This is a genomic window from Caulobacter sp. GW821-FHT10A06, assembly GCF_059415805.1.
The window spans coordinates 119,964-136,238 of sequence record NZ_JBWKNY010000008.1; the positions used below are offsets into that span (position 1 = coordinate 119,964).

Sequence of the window (16,275 nt, forward strand, 5' to 3'; positions counted from 1 at the left end):
CATGCAAAAAGGGGTGGAATACCAATGTCTCGATATAACAACGGGCTCGTGCGTCGCGCGGGTCTGCTGGTCAGCGTCTCGACAGCCGTGCTGTTGAGCGGCGGCTACGCCATGGCCCAAGACAAGACGGCGGCAGACGAGTCTCAGGTCGTCGAAGCCGTCACCGTGACCGGCTCGCGGATCACCGCGATCGCCACCAATGCGCCGACGCCGGTGACGGCCGTCTCGACCGAACAGCTGACCCAGACCACGCCCAGCGCCCTGCCGGACGGTCTGAACAAGCTGCCGGTCTTCCAGGGCTCGTCGATCCCGACCCGCTCGGGCGACGGCGCCGGCAACCAGGCCCAGAACGTGCTGGCCCTGCGCGGCTTCGGCGCCCAGCGCACGCTGGTGCTGATCGACGGCCATCGCCAGACGCCGTCCAACGCCAACGGCACGGTCGATGTCGACTCGGTGCCCCAGATGCTGATCAGCCGCGTCGACGTCGTCACCGGCGGCGCCTCGGCCGTCTATGGCTCGGACGCCGTGACGGGGGTGGTCAACTTCATCCTCGACAAGAAGTTCACCGGCCTGAAGATCGAGGCCAACGCCGGGATCTCCACCTACGGCGACGGCCAGAGCTACAAGTTCGGCATCGCCGGCGGGGCCAAGGTCCTGGGCGGTCGCGGCCACGTGATCGGCTCGTACCAGCGTCGCGAGACCGATGACGTCGACAACTTCGACCGCGCCTACGGCCGGGGCGTCTACACCCTGACCGGCAGCGGCACGGCGGCGGCGCCCTTCACCACCTCGGCCAATGTCCGCCGGGGCGACAGCGCGTTCGGCGGCAAGATCACCGCCTGCACCAATTCCTGCTCGGCCCTGAACCAGCAGTTCATCAGCAACGGGGTGCTGGGTCCGTTCCTGCCCGGCCAGACCACCGGCACCGGCAACCAGAACGTCGGCGGCGACGGCGCCTATGCCCGCTACACCACCGCCCTGGTGGCCATGCGCCAGGACGAGCTGTTCGGTCGTTTCGACTTCGACCTGACCGACAACGTCCAGTTCTACGCCCAGGCCTCGTACGCCAACGCCTATTCCGGCGGCTGGCACTTCCCGGTCAAGCTGACCCCCGGCAACGGCCAGGCCAGCACCTTCTACAAGAACAACCCCTTCCTGAACGCGGCCACGCGCGCGGCCCTGGGCGACAACGGCGCCTCGGACGCGACCAACACCTTCCAGATGGGGACCTACATCATCAGCACGGGCCCCAAGGGCCTGACTGGCACGCGCAACGTCAACGAATATACGAACTTCAACACCGGCCTGTCGGGCACGGTGGGCGACTATCGCTGGGACCTGTTCTTCACCCACGGTCGCAACGACCTGATGGTCGAGAGCCGCAACAACTCCAACTACCAGAAGCAGTTCGCCGCCCTGGACGCGGTGACCGTCGGCGGGACGGTGCAGTGCTACGCCGCCACCCAGGCCGCCACGGCCGCCGCCTACAAGGGCTGCGTGCCGCTGAACGCCTTCGGTCCGACGGCGATCACCCAGGACGCCTTCGACTGGTTCACCGACAACACCCACCAGAACGTCATCAACACGATGGACAATGTGGGCGGCAGCTTCACCGGCACCGCCTTCGACAACTGGGCCGGCCCGATCAACTTCGCCGTCTCGGCCGAAGCGCGCTGGAACAAGTACACGGTGTGGAGCGACGCCAGCCCGACCGCCACGGTCGACTGCACCGGCCTGCGCATCTGTAACGCCGCCCTGCCGCTGTGGGCCCAGCCGGTCTCGGCCAATGTCACGGCCAAGAACAACGTCTGGGAAGTCGCCGGCGAGCTGGCCATTCCGCTGCTCAAGGACCTGCCGTTCGTCAGCAGCCTGGATGCGAACCTGGCCGGTCGCTACACCGACTACAGCACCTCGGGCAGCGTCCAGACCTGGAAGGTCGGCCTGGACTATCGCGTCAACAACAGCCTGCGGTTCCGGGCGACCACGTCGCGCGACATCCGCGCGCCGACCTTGAACGACCTGTTCCAGCCGATCCAGGCCTCGGTCAGCGGCTTCGTCGACCTGCATACCTCGACCAGCAGCACGGTGTTCATCTCGACCCAGGGCAACGCCAACCTGGTGCCGGAAGTGGCCCGCACCTACACGGTCGGCGCGGTGTTCACGCCCAGCTTCCTGCCCGGCTTCAACGCCTCGGTGGACTGGTACAAGATCAGCATGGACAACGCGATCGGCTCGATCGCGGCCAGCAACACCAGCATCCAGCAGCTGTGCGAGGCCTCCGGCGGCAGCTCGCCCTACTGCGCGCTGTTCGAGCGTCCGCTGCCGTTCAGCAACACGACCCCGGCCAACTTCCCGACCAAGGTCTATAACCAGAGCCTCAACACCGCCTATACCGAGATCAAGGGCTTCGACTTCGAGGCCAACTACCGGTTCGAGGCCCTGGGCGGGTCGTGGTCGGCGCGTCTGTTCGCCAACCACCAGCCGACCAACATCTCGCAAGCCTTCCCCAACGCCCAGTTCAGCAAGGTCTCGGCGCCCAAGACCCGGGTGACCACCTTCCTGCGCTACGAGCGGGGCGACCTGGCGATCGGCGTGCAGGACCGCTGGCTGAGCGGCTTCAGCAAGATCACCAACATTCCGCGCACGCCGGCCGAGAAGCAGTACTGGGTCGATCCGGACGTGCGCGCCTTCAACAGCGCCGACGTCAATGTCGAGTACAAGTTCGGCGGCAACACCACCGCCTATGTCACGGTGCAGAACGTGGGCAACGCCAAGCCCGAGATCGTGCCGCTGGCCGGCTCGATCGGCCTGACCTTCCCGGTCCCCGCAGGCCAGGACATCATGGGCCGCTACTACACCGTGGGCGTTCGCGCGCGGTTCTAAGGACAAAGAAAAAGGGAGCCGCTGGTGCGGCTCCCTTTGACTTTCTACCGATCGCTAGCGGATCAGGCGTCTTCGGATTCCGAACCGGCCGGAGCGCCCTCGCCCGCTTCGAAGCTGCGCGGCGCGCGGCGACGACGGGGCTTCTTCACCTCTTCACCACCGTCGGCGGCGGGAGCCTCCACAGGGGCTTCAGCGGCCGGGGCTTCGGCCTTCGGCGCGCGGGTCGACTTGCGGCCGAGGAAGGCCGGAGCCTCGCTGATGGCGCCGTCCTGGCCGCGCAGCACGGGCGAGCTTTCGCTGGCCGAGGCCTTCGAGGTCGGCAGCGGCGAGGCTTCCGGCTCGATCACGGCCAGCGGGTCACGCTCGCCGCGCGGCTGCCAGTCACGGTCGCGGTTGCGATCGCGGTCACGGCCCCGACGACGGCCTTCGCGGCCCTCGCCCTCACCGCCCTGCGGCTGCTCGCCCTCGGCGGCGACCGGACGGTCTTCACGCGGACGATCATCCCGGGGGCGATCGTCGCGGTCACGGAAGCGGTCTTCGCGAGGACGGTCGTCGCGCGGGCGATCGTCACGGGGACGGTCGTCCCTGGGGCGGTCATCACGAGGACGGTCGTCACGGGGACGATCATCGCGCGGCCGGTCGTCACGCGGGCGGTCATCCCGGTTGCGGTCGCGGTCGTCGCGGTCACGCCAACGGTCGCGGCGACCTTCGCCCTGGCCCTGGTTGTCGCGCGGACGATCGTCGCGGTTCCGGTCGCGATCGCGGCCTTCGCGGTTGTTGTCGAAGTTGCGGTCACGGTCGCGGTTGCGATCGCGGTCACGGTTTTCGAAGCGGTCACGGCGCTGTTCGCCGCCTTCACCGTTCTCGCCGCCTTCGCCCTGGCCTTCCGGCTGGGCGGGGGTCTCGGCGACTTCCGGCTCTTCGGGCGGCTCGGCCTCGAAGTCGATCTCGTACGCCGCGTAGACGTCCTTGCCGACGATGTCGGACACGGGACGATTCGGCTGGATGGCGCGCAGGACGCGGAAATAGTGTTCGGCGTGCTGCAGATAGTTCTCGGCCAGAACCCGGTCGCCGGACGACGTCGCGTCGCGGGCCAGCTGCTGGTACTTTTCATAGACGCTCTGGGCCGCGCCGCGAACCTTGACCCCTTCGGGCCCGTTCGAGTCGAAAGCGCGGTTGGCGTTGTGCTGTTGAGGCTTGCCGCCGCTGCCACCGCGATTGTTGCGGCCGCGCTGGCGCTTCATGCCTTTGAAATCTCTCATGGTCTCTCTGAACCTGTCCGGAGGTCAGTCTTGCGCTGGCGCGTCCGGCCTTGCTGGTCTCTGAGCGGGTCGAACCCTGTTGAGTTTCAGAGACACTGGTTTCCGTAGAGCCCCCGCCCTGTCTTTGGGCGCGGCGACCGGCGAACCGGGCGCGCCTGCCAGGGGAGCCTCACAGACGTTGTAGACGTCTGCTTTTCCCGTCACCTGGCGATCTGGAAGGGGACATGACTCGTCTAACGGTTCACGCCCCGGTTTCCAAGGGGTTTTTCACCCCCGTGACAACACGGTCGTGCGTCGACAGGTCTTTGATGGTCTTGACCTGCTGCGCGCCCGCCTCACGGAACAGCGCTTCGACGGCTTCGGACTGGTCGAAGCCGATCTCGACGGCGAACATCCCGGCCGGTTTCAGCACCCGCAGGATCTCCGGCGCCAGCAAGCGATAGGCGTCCAGGCCGTCGGTCCCGCCGTCCAAAGCCAGGCGCGGCTCGTGGTCGCGAACCTCCGGCTCCAGCGTGTCGATGACGGCCGTCGGGATGTAGGGCGGGTTGGAGACCACCAGGTCGAAGCTGGCGTCGCCCAGGCCCGCCGTCCAGTCGCCGTGCATGAAGGCCGCGCGGGTGTTGAGGTCCAGGCTAGCGGCGTTGTCGCGCGCCACGGCCAGCGCCTCGGCCGAGGCGTCGATACCCAAGCCCTTGGCGGCCGGACGCTCGGCCAGCACCGCCAGCAGGATGGTGCCCGAGCCGACGCCCAGGTCCAGCATCGAGAACCCCATCTGCTCGGGGAAGGCCTTCAGCACCTCGTCGACGATGACCTCGGTCTCGGGACGCGGCGTCAGGACGTTCTTGTTCACCTGCAGCAGGATCTTCCAGAAGCCCTTGCGGCCGATGATGTGGCTGACCGGCTCACGGCGCGCGCGGCGGCTCAGGTAGTCCTCGAGGGTCGCCTCCTGCTCGGCCGTCAGCTCGCGATAAGGATCGGTGACGATTTCGGTGCGGCTGACATTGGCGGCCACCTCCAGCATCAGGCGCGCGTCGATCGACGGCTGATCGATGCCGGCGTCCTTCAGACGATCCTTGGCGGCGGTCCAGGCTTTGACGAGGGTCAGGGTCATGGGCGGGGTTTAGCGTGTTGGATTGGCGGAGGCGAGATTGAATGGGGTACCAGATTTTGGTATCATGACGACATGGCCAGCAAGAACACTTCCGTGAGCCTGGGCGATCACTTCCAGGAATTCATCGACACCCAAGTTGCCGAGGGTCGCTACGGCTCGGCCAGCGAGGTCATCCGGGCGGGGCTTCGGCTGCTGGAGGACAACGAAACCAAGCTTGTCGCCTTGCGAGCAGCCCTAAAGGCGGGTGAAGAGAGCGGCTTCATCGAAGACTTCGACTTCGACGCATTCATTGAGGAAAGGCTGCGGGAACCCCAGCCGCATGGATTCCACGAGGAATGAAGGCTTACCGCCTCTCGTCTCTCGCCAGGCTCGATCTCATCGAGATCTGGAGCTACTCGCGCGGCCAATGGGGCAACGTCCGCGCCGAGGCCTATCTCAGAAGCATCCAGTCCACAGTCGAAATGATCGCCGAGCGTCCTGACGTCGGCTGGACTGACGAAACGATAGGCGAAGGCTACCGCCGTCGCGCCATCGGATCGCATGTCATTTTCTACCGCGTTGATGAGGGCGTGGAGATCGTCCGCATTCTGCATCAAAGCATGGACGCGAAATCCCGCCTGGGCTGACGGTCAACCGACCGAGAGCAAATCCCCCTCGGCCACCGCCCCGCCCTGCGTCACGTTCACATAGATCCCGCAGAACATGTGCTCGTAGTTGTCGAACAGGGCCTTCACCAGCTCGACATCCCGTTCGGCCGTCGTGGGATCGACGTGAGTCGCCGCGCAGCGGACGATGGGTTTGAGGACCGCTGCGGTCGCGCCGCCGACGGTCAGGGTCTTGCCGGTCCAGGCGTTTTCGACCCAGGCCGGCCAGCCTTCGACATAGAGGTTGGCGCGGAAGCGCAGCGGATCCAGGTCCATGCCCAGGCGCTGCCCAAGATCGCGTACGCTGGCCAGGTTGACGATCGAGACGTAGCCGGACTTGCTGTCCATGAAGCGGTGCGCGCCCGGGCCTTCGATCACCTTCAGCGGCCCGGTGATCTCGCCGTCCAGCAGGTCGGCCAGCCAGCCCTCCAGCCCCTCCCGTCCCGCATCCGTGCGCAGGTCGCCGGCGAAGTCGGGGCGGCCTTCCGCGCGGGCGGAGAAGACGCCGGAGGCCTCGTCATAGGCCGTGCGAGCCTTGGCGACGGCCGGGATCTTGGCCAGCACCGTGAACTTCATCTTCGAGATGTGGCCGGGCGCGGCGGGGTCAAAACCACTCGGCCCGTCCTCGACCGCGTACAGACGGTCGCACGGAAAGCACGCCCCGGCCTCCAGCGTCGCGGCGGTCAGCCGCTCGGGCGTGAAGCCCTTCACCGGGTGGCGGTAGATCGAGGCGATGCGGGCGTCCATGGCGCGGAAGATTGTGGACGACTCAGGTCCTGGCAAGGCTTGCGCGGAACAGAGCGCCGCCGTCCGGGTTTTGCAGGCCTGGAGGGCGTTTCATGGCCGACGCAGCAAAGCGTCCGATCCTCAAGTACCTGAAGTCGCGTCCGTACCACCTGGCGCCCTGGATCGTGCTGCTGGCTGTCGCCCCGTTCGCCTTTCCGAAGAAGCCCCCAAAGAACCCTGGCGAAGAACACATCGAAGCGCCGCCCGGCCTGTCGGAAGACCGCGCCATGCCGCCGGCCGACTTCGACCAGGCCGAGCCCAAGCGCGGCCGCGCCGCCCGTCATCCCGGCCACATCCCGCTCTTGGGCTGGCGCGACATCCTGTGGCGCACCTGGCGCGAGATCACCGTCGATCGCCTGCCCGCCGTAGCAGGAGGCGTGACCTTCTACACCCTGCTGGCCCTGTTCCCGGCCATCGGCGCCTTCGTGTCGCTGTATGGCCTGTTCGCCGACGTGCGCACGGTCGAGGCGCAGCTGCGCGAGATGCGCGGCGTCTTCCCGCCCAGCGTGGTCCAGATCGTCGGCGAGCAGATGCTGCGACTGGCCAGCCAGGGCCAGGCCAAGCTGGGCGTGGCCTTCGGCTTCTCGCTGCTGCTGTCGATCTGGAGCGCCAACGCCAGCATGCGGGCGCTCTTCGACGGGCTGAACATCGCCTATGACGAGGACGAGAAGCGTCACCTCGTGCCGCGCACCCTGCTCAGCTACCTCTTCACCTTCTGCGCCCTGCTGTACGCGGCGGTCGCCTCGAGCGTGCTGATCGCGACGCCGCTGTTCCTGAAGGCTGCACGCCTCTCGGCGTTGGACGAGATCATCGCCCCGATCCGCTGGCTGCTGGTGCTGGCTATGACGGCCTTCGCCTTCGCCGTGCTGTACCGCTTCACCCCCAGCCGGGCCCAGGCTCGCTGGCGCTGGGTGTGGATCGGGGCGGCGGCGGCCTCGGCAGGCTGGCTGTTCGGCTCGCTGGGCTTTTCGTTCTACCTGGCCAACATCGCCCACTACGACGCCACCTACGGCACGCTGGGGGCGGTGATCGCCTTCATGGTCTGGGTGTGGTTCTCGATCATGGCCATCCTGGTCGGGGCCGAGCTGAACGCCGAGATCGAGCACCAGACCGCCGTCGACTCCACCACCGGCCCCGAGCGCCCGATGGGCGCGCGCGGCGCGGCCATGGCCGACACGGTGGGGCTGGCCTTCCATCCCTGGGAGATGATCAAGCGCGAGGCGGGCATGGTCCGCCGCGTGACCGGCGGGGCCTGGAACAAGGTGCGAGGGCGCTGATTGTTCGGCTTGACCCCGGGAATCGGCTTGTTGCGACCGAGCGGCGTTCCTAGCTTCCGACCTTGACCGTCGGGGAGCCTTCCATGTCGCTGCTTCGCCCATACCAGGATCACGAACTGGCCGACCTGGCCCTGCTGGTGAACTCGGCCTATCGCGGCGAACTGGCCGAGAAGGGCTGGACCAGCGAGAGCTACCTGCTGGGCGGCCAGCGCACCGACGAGGACAGCCTACGGGCCGACCTGGCCGCCAGTCCGGGCTCCACCCTGCTGACCCTGCGCGACGGGGAACGTGACAAGGCGCACGCCTGCGTCTGGCTCCAACCTGGCGAGGACGACGCCTGGTACGTCGGCATGGTCACCGTCTCGCCCCTGCGCCAGGCCGGCGGCATCGGCCGCACCATGCTGGAGGCCGCCGAGGCCTACGCGAAAGAGCGCGGCGCCAAGCGCATGACGATGACCGTCGTGTCGGTGCGCGACACTCTGATCGCCTGGTACGAACGCCGCGGCTACCGCCTGACCGGCGAGACCGAGCCCTTCCCGTATGGCGACGAACGCTTCGGCGTGCCCAAGCGGGACGACCTGCACTTCGTGATCATGGAAAAGGCGCTTTAAACGCGCTAAGCCTTGGGGGCCTCGACGAGGAACTCCCATGCATCGCTACATCCTGACCGGCGCCCCGGGCGCTGGCAAAACCGTGCTGCTGCGCGCCCTCGAACGCGCGGGGCATGGCGTGGTCGAAGAGGCCGCGACGGACGTCATCGCCTTGGCCCAGGCCGAGGGCGTCGCCGAGCCGTGGACCTCCCCTGACTTCATCGACGCGATCGTCGCGCTGCAAAGGCAGCGGGAAGCGCGGGCGGTCGGCGACGTCGTGTTCTTCGACCGCTCGCCGGTCTGCGCCCTGGCTCTGGCGCGGTTCCTGGGCCACCCGGTTTCGCCGTTGCTGCGGGAGGCGCTGGACCGGATCGCGGGTGTGTACCAGCGGCGGGTGTTCCTGGTGCGGGGGCTGGGGTTTGTCACGCCGACGGCCGCGCGGCGGATCAGCCTGGAGGAGGCGCGGGCGTTCGAGGCGGTGCATGAGGCGGCTTATGGAGAGCTGGGGTACGAGCTGGTTTCGGTGGAGCGGGCGTCGGTGGCGGAACGGGTGGCGGCAGTGTTGACGCGCCTCTAAGCAGCGCCCTCCTCCGTCTCGTCGCCTATCGGCGCCGATCCACCTCCCCCGCAAGCGGGGCAGGAAGGTGAAGCTGCCTCCTCCCTCGTGAAACGGGGGAGGTGGATCGATGCGGATACGCATCGAGACGGAGGGGGCGCTCAGCGGATTACTGAAGCTTAATTGGCGCAGACTCCCCGCCTCCCCTCACATGCCCCGATCCAAACTCAGGGGCTCCCATGTCGCTCACCCTCCGCGCGGCGCTCGCCGTGCTCGCCCTGTCCGTCGCGGTCTCGGCCCAGGCCGCCGTGACGCCCGTGCCCGTCGGCCAGCCTCTCGCCCGGTTCGACAAGCTCAAGCCCGCCACCCACCGCTACCTGCGCTACAAGCAGGTCGGCGACACGATCCAGCCGCTGGACGTCTGGACCCGCGAGATCCGCATCGAGCCCGACAAGGCCGGCGTCAAACGCCTGCACATCGTCCAGCACTGGGACGGCGCGACGCCGGGCGCGGTGAAGACCCTGGACAGCTGGTTCGAGCTGAACACCTTCCGCCCGTTCACCCACGAGCGTCGCACCACCAAGGATGGCCAGACCAAGGTCGAGGGCTTCGACTTCAAGCCCGACCGCGTGGTCGGCTTGAAGGATCTGCCGGACAACGCCCAGGCCGCCTATGACGTGGCCTCGCCGCAGCCGACCTTCAATTTCGAGACCGACATGGAGTTCCTCCAGGCCCTGCCGCTGGCGGCCGGCTATGAGGCCCAGATCGTCTTCCACCATCCGGGCGGCGGCGCGCCCGCGCCCTATGTCTTCAAGGTGACGGGCAGCGCGGTCCTGACCAGCTCGGCCGGCGGCAAGGTCGACTGCTGGGTGGTGACCACCGACTACAACCGCCCGGAGATGAAGCCCACGACCTTCTGGATCGCCAAGGACAGCCAGGTGGTGATCAAGAACGTCGCGACCGCGCCAGACGGGGCGGTGTGGGTCAAAACGCTGATCTGGTAGCCGCTATTTGCTGGTGAAGACCTTGCGGCACAGCTGGTCGGCGAAGTCGCGGGACATCTGGGCCTCGACGTCGGCGAGGGTCTCGAACTGGTACTTCATGTTCGTCCAGCCGGCGCCGCTGGTGCGCACCGAATGCGTGGCCAGCACCGAATGCGTGGCCGGGTCGTACAGGCGGACCTCGCCCTGCAGAGTGCTGCCCGGCCCCATGTTGTCGCGCAGGCTGGGGTTGGAGCGGTGATACTTGGTGATGTCGACCTGCAGGGTCACCGGATAGGTCCCCTTCACGCAACGCGCCAGCTTGGCCGACACCTCGCGGGTGAAGACCGTCTGGAATTCGTCGGTGGAGTCGGGCGGGCTGTTCACCTGCACGGCCGTGACGGTCACGCGCGGCGCGGTCGGCGCGGCGGCCTGGGCCATGGCGGACGTAGCGAAGAGCGCGCCGCATAGGGCGGCCAGGACGGACTTGAGCATGACGGTTCCCCTCGAACCCTCGCCTCATAGCAAAGCTTGAGGTCGCCCGCCTAGATCACCGCCCGCGAACGCTCGGCGACCTCGCTGAACAGCGCGCTGGCGACGATCTCCAGCCCGCGCCGCAGGGTCTCGCGGTCCGGCACCGCGCCCAGGCAGACGCGGACGCCGCTTTCGAAGCCGGCCTCGACCACGGGGGCGGTCGGCGGGGTGACCTCGGCGCCGCCGCGCAAGGCGCGGCCAGCCAGGCGCTCGGCGTCCAGCTCGCTCATCGGCAGCCAGACGTGGGGGGCGGTCTCGGACTGCGGGGCCTCGATCGCCGGACCCAGCAGGTCGCGGACCAGGCTCATGCGGATGCGGGCCTCGTCGCGGGTCTCGGCCAGGATGGCGTCGGCGCTGCCGTCCTCGATCCATTGGGTGGCGATCAACCCGCCGAAGGCCGGCGGGGCGTAGGTGGCCACGCGCACCGCGTCCAGCACCCGCTCGAACATCTCGCTGGCCGGAGCCACCAGGAAGCCGGCGCGCAGGCCCGGGGCCAGGGTCTTGGAAACGCCCGAGACGTGGAACGTCCGCTCCGGGGCCAGCATGGCGAACGGCGGCGGCGAGCCCTCGGCATAGGCGCCGTAGATGTCGTCCTCGACGATGGTCAGGTCGTACTTGCGGGCGATGCGGACGATGTCGTCGCGGCGGGCGCGGCTCATGATCCGGCCGGTGGGGTTCTGCAAGGTCGGCAGCACGGCCAGCACCTTGGCGCCGGTCTCGACGATCGCCTGTTCCAGCGCGTCGGGGCGCAGGCCCTCGTGATCCATGGCCAGGCCGCGCACGCGCCAGCCGCTGTGTTGGCCCAGGGTCTTGAGGCCGTGATAGGCCAGGCACTCGGTCAGCAGCGTCTCGCCCGGCCGCATCACCGCGCCCAGGGCCAGGGAGAGGCCCTGCTGAGCGCCGGCGCAGCAGATCAGCCGCCGCCAGTCGACGCTCTCATAGCTGCTGGTCCGCGCCAGCCAGGCCGCGCCGGCCCGCCGCTGGGCGTCGTGGCCGGTGGGCGGGGCGTAGGCCAGGTGCTCCAGGAGGTCGGCGCGCTTGCGCAGGCGCGCCAGGGCCTCGGGCAAGCGGGCGCCGGCCGGGGCCTGGGGGGCGATGTTCTGGGCCAGGTTGATCGGCCCGGCCCGCTCGTAGGGACGATGCTCGGCGGGCGCGTTGACGAAGCTGCCCCGGCCCACATGGGCGCTGACCAGGCCCGCTTTCTCGGCCTCGACATAGGCCCGCGTCACGGTCCCCAGCCCCACGCCCAGGCGGTAGGCCAGGTCGCGCTGCGGCGGCAGGCGCACGCCGGCGGCCAGGGCGCCCGAGGCGATGTCGGCGCGCAGCACCGCCACCAGCCGCTCGTAGAGCGGGGCGTCTCCGTCGGGAATGACGGGCGTCCAGATGGCGGCCACGGCAAGCGCTCCTTTATTGTCACGATGACAATATGCAATTTGACTCACGATACAATGGAAATCATCACCATGACACTCCTGACCAATGGAGGTCGTGATGACTCCGGAACTGCTGCTCGCCTACGTTCTCTTTTGCTTCGCCACCGCCGGTACGCCGGGGCCGAACAACATGATGCTGCTGGCGTCGGGAGCAAATTTCGGGCTCCGGCGGACCGTACTGCACATCCTGGGGATCAGCTGCGGCCTGGGCTTCATGGTGCTGTGCATGGGGTTGGGCCTGGGTGGCGTGTTCCGGACCTACCCCGTGCTGCACGAGATCCTGCGCTGGGTCGGGGCGGCCTACATGCTGTGGCTGGCCTGGAAGATCGGGACCTCCAGCACCGTCAGTGACAAGTCGCTGGCCAAGCCCATGACATTCCTGCAGGCGGCGGCGTTCCAATGGGTCAATCCCAAGGCCTGGGCCATGGCCCTGGGCGCCGTGACGACCTATGCGCCCGAAGGCAGCGGCTGGACGATCGTGCCGCTGCTGGCCGGGACCTTCATGCTGGTCGGCGCGCCGTGCAGCGCCGCCTGGGCGGGGTTCGGGCAGGGTCTGCGGCCGTTCCTGGACCGGCCGGCGGTGCTGCGGACGTTCAATGTGACGATGGCGGTGCTGCTGGTGGTGTCGCTGTATCCGCTGGTGTTCGAACATCGGAAGCCGAACCTCAGCCTGGAGGCGCTGGCGAGCGTGCCAGCCCCGCCGGCGATGCAGTCGCGGGGGTGAACGCGGAGCCGGAAACCTCGTCCTTCGACAAGCTCAGGATGAGGTTTCCTACTGGCGCGGGGTAGCAATAGTCCTCACCCTGAGCCTGTCGAAGGGCGAGGACGGCCCCACGGAGATTTCCATGCGCCTGCTGCTCGCCGCCATCGCCGCTCTCGCCCTGCATGGCGCGGCCTTCGCCCAGGACCTGAAGGTCACCGTCGCCGGTCGCGACACCGTCACCCTCAGCGCCAAGGACCTCGCCGCCCTGCCCCGCGCCAAGGCGACGATCAAGGTCAAGGGCGCGGACGTCACCTATGAGGGCGTGCGCCTGGACGCCGTGCTGGCCCAGGCCGGCGTGGTGCATGGCGAGCGGCTGATGGGGCGGTATCTGAACCAGGTGGTGATCGCCCGCGCGGCGGACGGCTTCTTCAGCGTGCTGTCGCTGGCCGAGACGGATCCGGTCTATCGGGCCAATCCGGTGGTGGTCGCCGACACCGTCAACGGCCACAAGCTGGACGAACGCGAAGGCCCCTATCGCCTGGTGGTCGATGGCGACCTGAGGCCCTCGCGCGCGCCGCGCCAGCTGACCTCGATCGAGGTCAAGCCGGCCTTCTAGGCCTTAGGCCGCGACCGCCTTCACCCGCTCCGGCCCGATCCCCAGGAAGTCCCGCTTGCCCAGCGGCACCCCGTTGTGGCGCAGGATGTCGTAGGCCGTCACCACGTGGAAATTGAAGTTCGGGATCGCGAACTCCAGCAGATATTCCAGGCCCGTGAAGCCCAGGGTCAGGCTCGGACCGGCCGGCACCGTGACTTCACGATCGGCCGCGCCCTCGAAAGCCGAGGCCGGGACGCTTTCGACGAAGGCCAGGGTCTTGGCCACGCGGTCCTGCAGCTGGGCGAAGGTCGTCTCGTCATCGGCCATGGCCGGGGCGTCGACGCCGGTCAGGCGGGCGATCGTGCCCTTGGCAGTGTCGGAGGCGCGCTGGATCTGGCCGCTCAGCGGCAGCATGTCCTCGAACAGGCGGGCGGTGACATAGTCGTCCGGGTTCGCGCCGGTCGCCTCGGCATGGGCCTTGGCCTTGTCGAGCAGGGCCGACAGCGTCTTGAGGCCGCGCGCGGTGGTGGTCACGGCGACGTGCTGGATGGAAACGGACATGGGAGATCCTCGCTGAGCCCAGACCCCTCCGGCCTAAGCTGCACAACGAGTTAGACACGCTTATGAGCGTTTTCAATAAAGACTGATGACAATTCCTGTCAGCAGTTACGCATCTGCCGTCAGACGCACCCGCCCGCCGCCCTCAACCAGCGCGTCGATCTGATCCGCCGGCACCGCGGCGCTGAACAGGAAGCCTTGCGCCTGGGCGCAGCCGATCTCCTTGAGCTGCTGGCGCTGCGCGTCGGTCTCGACGCCCTCGGCGATCACCGACAGGCGCAAAGCCTTGGCCAGGCGGACGATGGCGTGGACCACCGCGCCGGCTTCCTTGTCCTCGCCCAGCGGGGTGATGAAGCTGCGGTCGATCTTGATCTTGTCGATCGGGTAGCGCCGCAGATAGCTGAGCGAGCTGTAGCCGGTGCCGAAGTCGTCCAGGGCCAGCGAGAAGCCCATCTCGCGCAGGCGCTCGATGGCCCGGTGGGTGGTCTCGTCGTCGCCCAGCAGCGCGCCCTCGGTGATCTCCAGCTCGATCTTGTCGGCCACGGCGCCGGTCTCGTGCAGCAGCAGGGCGACTTGGTCGGGGAAGTCGGCCTGCTTCATCTGCAGGGCCGAGACGTTGACGGCGACTTTCAGGTCTTTCCAGCGGCGGCTGTCGGTGAAGGCGCGGCGCATGACGAGATGCCCCAGCGCGTCGATCAGGCCGCAGTCCTCGGCCAGGGGCACGAAGGCGGCGGGCGAGATGGCGCCCTTGGTCGGATGGGTCCAGCGGGCCAGGGCCTCGACCCCGACCACCTGGCCCACCGCGTCGACCTGCGGCTGGTAGGCCAGCCACACGCCGCCATCCTCCATGGCCTGGCGCAGATCGGCCTCCAGCCCGCGCCGGGCCTTCAGCGCCGCGTCCATCTCGGCCTCGAAGAAGCAGTAGCGGCCACGGCCCTCTTCCTTGGCGCGGTACATGGCGACGTCGGCGCGGCGGGCGGCCTCGACGGCGCCGGCATGGGCCTCGGCCTGGTCGATCAGGGCGACCCCGATCGAGCCGCCGACGAAGACCGTGCCGCACGACAGCTCGACCGGCGCGGCCAGGGCCGCCACCAGGCGCTCGGCCAGGGCGGCGGCGCCCTTGGGCTCCAGGTCGACGGCCACCACGCCGAACTCGTCGCCGCCCAGGCGGGCCACGGTCTCGCCGACCCGGCACAGGGTGGACAGGCGCTTGGCCATGGCCTGGATCAGCTCGTCCCCGGCCGCGTGGCCGTGAGTGTCGTTGACGGCCTTGAAGCGGTCCAGGTCGATGGCCAGCACGGCGGCCGCCCCGCGACGGCGCGACAGGCCGTCGATCGCCTGGCGCAGGCGCTCCTCGAACAGCACGCGGTTGGGGAGCCCCGTGAGGGCGTCGTGCAGGGCCATGTGCTTGGCCCGCGCCTCGCTGGCGACCAGGCCCTCGGCGATCTTGCGGCTGCGACGGGCGAAGACCAGTACGGCCACGGCCAGGCCGCCGACCACGATCAGGATCGGCAGCACCGCCTTGCGCAGCAGGCGCTGGCCCGGATGCGGCGGCTCCCAGTCCAGGGTGGCGACCACTTGGCCGCTCAGGTTCTTCAGGGGCACATGGGCGTCGTCCCTGTCGGCGGTGGAGTCGCCCGGATGCAGGTGGATGCCGGCCAGCAGGAACCGGTTGGCGAAGCCCTCCAGGAAGGCCGCGTCCAGCTTCAGCGCCGTCAGCACCACCGGCGCGCGGTCGTGCCGGATCAGGGCCTTGCCGAAGTCGGGCTGCACCAGGCTGGCGGTGACGAGGTAGGCCTCGCCGTCAATGCGCTCGATGGCGCTGACCTGGACGGGCTGGGAGACCATGTCGCCGTCGGGACGCGGCCCGGTCGGGCGCGGGGTCATCGCCTCGCGCTGGCGCAGGCGGTCCATCACCGGCGCGAAGCCCGGCGCATGCCGTTCGTACCAGGCGTCGGTGATCGGCTGGCCCAGGCGCTCGTTGAAGATCGCCTGGCCCTGGGGATCGACCACGAAGATGTAGTCGAAGCCCGCCTGGGTCATCAGATAGGCGCCGATATTCTCGTGCGCCCACTTGGGATCGTACTGGTTGTCCAGCGCCTTGACCGCGTCGTCCCAGCCGACCTCGGGCCAGATGGTGCGTTCGATGTCGACCATCTTGGACTGAATGCCGCGCTCGACCAGGGCCTGTTCGTGCAGCAGGGCGTCGCGGTCCACGCGGGCGGCGATCATGAACAGCACGGCGACCAGGACGCCGACCGTCAGCAAGGCCATGCCCGCCAGGGGGGCCGAAAGGCGGGTCTCGATACGCTTCATGGTCGTGGGAAGGCCCAGGCCGGCGACGGGAAGCCGACACACTCGCC

General features: G+C 68.5%; 16 protein-coding genes and 3 pseudogenes. 10 read left to right on the forward strand and 9 right to left on the reverse strand.

From position 1 onward, the window contains the following. Positions 1–24: 24 nt before the first annotated feature. Positions 25–2,883 carry a TonB-dependent receptor domain-containing protein gene (locus AC07NF_RS23215; protein ID WP_494633006.1) on the forward strand — a complete coding sequence of 953 codons (2,859 nt, stop codon included), beginning with the start codon at positions 25–27 and terminating at the stop codon, positions 2,881–2,883. 62 nt (positions 2,884–2,945) lie between these two features. Here AC07NF_RS23215 and AC07NF_RS23220 read toward each other — a convergent pair whose 3' ends face one another. From AC07NF_RS23220 to prmC, 3 genes and pseudogenes are all read right to left on the reverse strand, one after another. Continuing rightward, positions 2,946–4,145 (reverse strand): DUF4167 domain-containing protein, encoded by a 1,200-nt coding sequence (locus AC07NF_RS23220; protein WP_494633007.1) that lies wholly within the window; start codon positions 4,143–4,145, stop codon positions 2,946–2,948. Positions 4,146–4,149: 4 nt separating this feature from the next. Continuing rightward, positions 4,150–4,349, reverse strand: a pseudogene (locus AC07NF_RS23225) (hypothetical protein); the annotation flags it as partial. A 37-nt stretch (positions 4,350–4,386) separates the two neighbouring features. Continuing rightward, entirely contained in the window at positions 4,387–5,256 is an 870-nt protein-coding gene (gene prmC, locus AC07NF_RS23230) for a peptide chain release factor N(5)-glutamine methyltransferase (protein ID WP_494633010.1), read from the reverse strand. A 72-nt stretch (positions 5,257–5,328) separates the two neighbouring features. Between prmC and AC07NF_RS23235 the strand changes: the two genes are divergently transcribed. Next, on the forward strand, positions 5,329–5,595 hold the full coding sequence (locus AC07NF_RS23235) for a type II toxin-antitoxin system ParD family antitoxin (protein WP_494633014.1): 267 nt from the start codon (positions 5,329–5,331) through the stop codon (positions 5,593–5,595). After that, positions 5,592–5,882 (forward strand): type II toxin-antitoxin system RelE/ParE family toxin, encoded by a 291-nt coding sequence (locus tag AC07NF_RS23240; RefSeq protein WP_494633015.1) that lies wholly within the window; start codon positions 5,592–5,594, stop codon positions 5,880–5,882. Before AC07NF_RS23235 ends, AC07NF_RS23240 begins: the two co-directional genes overlap by 4 nt. 3 nt (positions 5,883–5,885) lie before the next feature. Here AC07NF_RS23240 and AC07NF_RS23245 read toward each other — a convergent pair whose 3' ends face one another. Next, a complete protein-coding gene (locus tag AC07NF_RS23245; protein ID WP_494633018.1) occupies positions 5,886–6,647 on the reverse strand; it encodes an MOSC domain-containing protein in 762 nt (253 codons plus the stop codon). A gap of 92 nt (positions 6,648–6,739) precedes the next feature. Between AC07NF_RS23245 and AC07NF_RS23250 the strand changes: the two genes are divergently transcribed. The 3 genes from AC07NF_RS23250 (at position 6,740) to AC07NF_RS23260 (ending at position 9,130) form a co-directional block, all read left to right on the forward strand. Continuing rightward, positions 6,740–7,963, forward strand: a complete 1,224-nt coding sequence (locus tag AC07NF_RS23250; protein WP_494633020.1) for a YihY/virulence factor BrkB family protein — start codon at positions 6,740–6,742, stop codon at positions 7,961–7,963. 83 nt (positions 7,964–8,046) lie between these two features. Further along, the gene (locus AC07NF_RS23255) at positions 8,047–8,574 is read left to right on the forward strand and encodes a GNAT family N-acetyltransferase (protein ID WP_494633021.1); all 528 of its coding nucleotides are present in this window, start codon (positions 8,047–8,049) and stop codon (positions 8,572–8,574) included. A gap of 37 nt (positions 8,575–8,611) precedes the next feature. Further along, the gene (locus tag AC07NF_RS23260) at positions 8,612–9,130 is read left to right on the forward strand and encodes an AAA family ATPase (RefSeq protein WP_494633022.1); all 519 of its coding nucleotides are present in this window, start codon (positions 8,612–8,614) and stop codon (positions 9,128–9,130) included. Positions 9,131–9,155: 25 nt separating this feature from the next. Here the strand turns inward: AC07NF_RS23260 and AC07NF_RS23265 are convergent. Continuing rightward, positions 9,156–9,278 (reverse strand): annotated as a pseudogene (locus AC07NF_RS23265) (hypothetical protein); the annotation flags it as partial. Between the two features lie 70 nt (positions 9,279–9,348). Between AC07NF_RS23265 and AC07NF_RS23270 the strand changes: the two are divergent. After that, positions 9,349–9,477: pseudogene (locus tag AC07NF_RS23270) on the forward strand (hypothetical protein); the annotation flags it as partial. A gap of 66 nt (positions 9,478–9,543) precedes the next feature. Continuing rightward, the gene (locus AC07NF_RS23275) at positions 9,544–10,113 is read left to right on the forward strand and encodes a DUF3108 domain-containing protein (protein ID WP_494633262.1); all 570 of its coding nucleotides are present in this window, start codon (positions 9,544–9,546) and stop codon (positions 10,111–10,113) included. 3 nt (positions 10,114–10,116) lie between these two features. On the opposite strand, the gene AC07NF_RS23280 is transcribed toward AC07NF_RS23275, so the two are convergent. Next, the gene (locus AC07NF_RS23280; RefSeq protein WP_494633023.1) at positions 10,117–10,584 is read right to left on the reverse strand and encodes a hypothetical protein; all 468 of its coding nucleotides are present in this window, start codon (positions 10,582–10,584) and stop codon (positions 10,117–10,119) included. Between the two features lie 50 nt (positions 10,585–10,634). Beyond that, positions 10,635–12,017 (reverse strand): aminotransferase-like domain-containing protein, encoded by a 1,383-nt coding sequence (locus AC07NF_RS23285; RefSeq protein WP_494633026.1) that lies wholly within the window; start codon positions 12,015–12,017, stop codon positions 10,635–10,637. Positions 12,018–12,114: 97 nt separating this feature from the next. Here AC07NF_RS23285 and AC07NF_RS23290 point away from each other — a divergent pair, with 97 nt between their 5' ends. Then, positions 12,115–12,780 carry a LysE family translocator gene (locus AC07NF_RS23290; protein WP_494633029.1) on the forward strand — a complete coding sequence of 222 codons (666 nt, stop codon included), beginning with the start codon at positions 12,115–12,117 and terminating at the stop codon, positions 12,778–12,780. Between the two features lie 121 nt (positions 12,781–12,901). Next, positions 12,902–13,375, forward strand: a complete 474-nt coding sequence (locus tag AC07NF_RS23295; RefSeq protein ID WP_494633033.1) for a molybdopterin-dependent oxidoreductase — start codon at positions 12,902–12,904, stop codon at positions 13,373–13,375. A 3-nt stretch (positions 13,376–13,378) separates the two neighbouring features. Here the strand turns inward: AC07NF_RS23295 and AC07NF_RS23300 are convergent, their stop codons facing one another. Together AC07NF_RS23300 and AC07NF_RS23305 are read right to left on the reverse strand one after the other, a co-directional pair. Next, the gene (locus tag AC07NF_RS23300) at positions 13,379–13,915 is read right to left on the reverse strand and encodes a DUF1993 domain-containing protein (protein WP_494633038.1); all 537 of its coding nucleotides are present in this window, start codon (positions 13,913–13,915) and stop codon (positions 13,379–13,381) included. A 105-nt stretch (positions 13,916–14,020) separates the two neighbouring features. Then, positions 14,021–16,228 (reverse strand): putative bifunctional diguanylate cyclase/phosphodiesterase, encoded by a 2,208-nt coding sequence (locus tag AC07NF_RS23305; protein ID WP_494633040.1) that lies wholly within the window; start codon positions 16,226–16,228, stop codon positions 14,021–14,023. Positions 16,229–16,275: the final 47 nt, after the last annotated feature.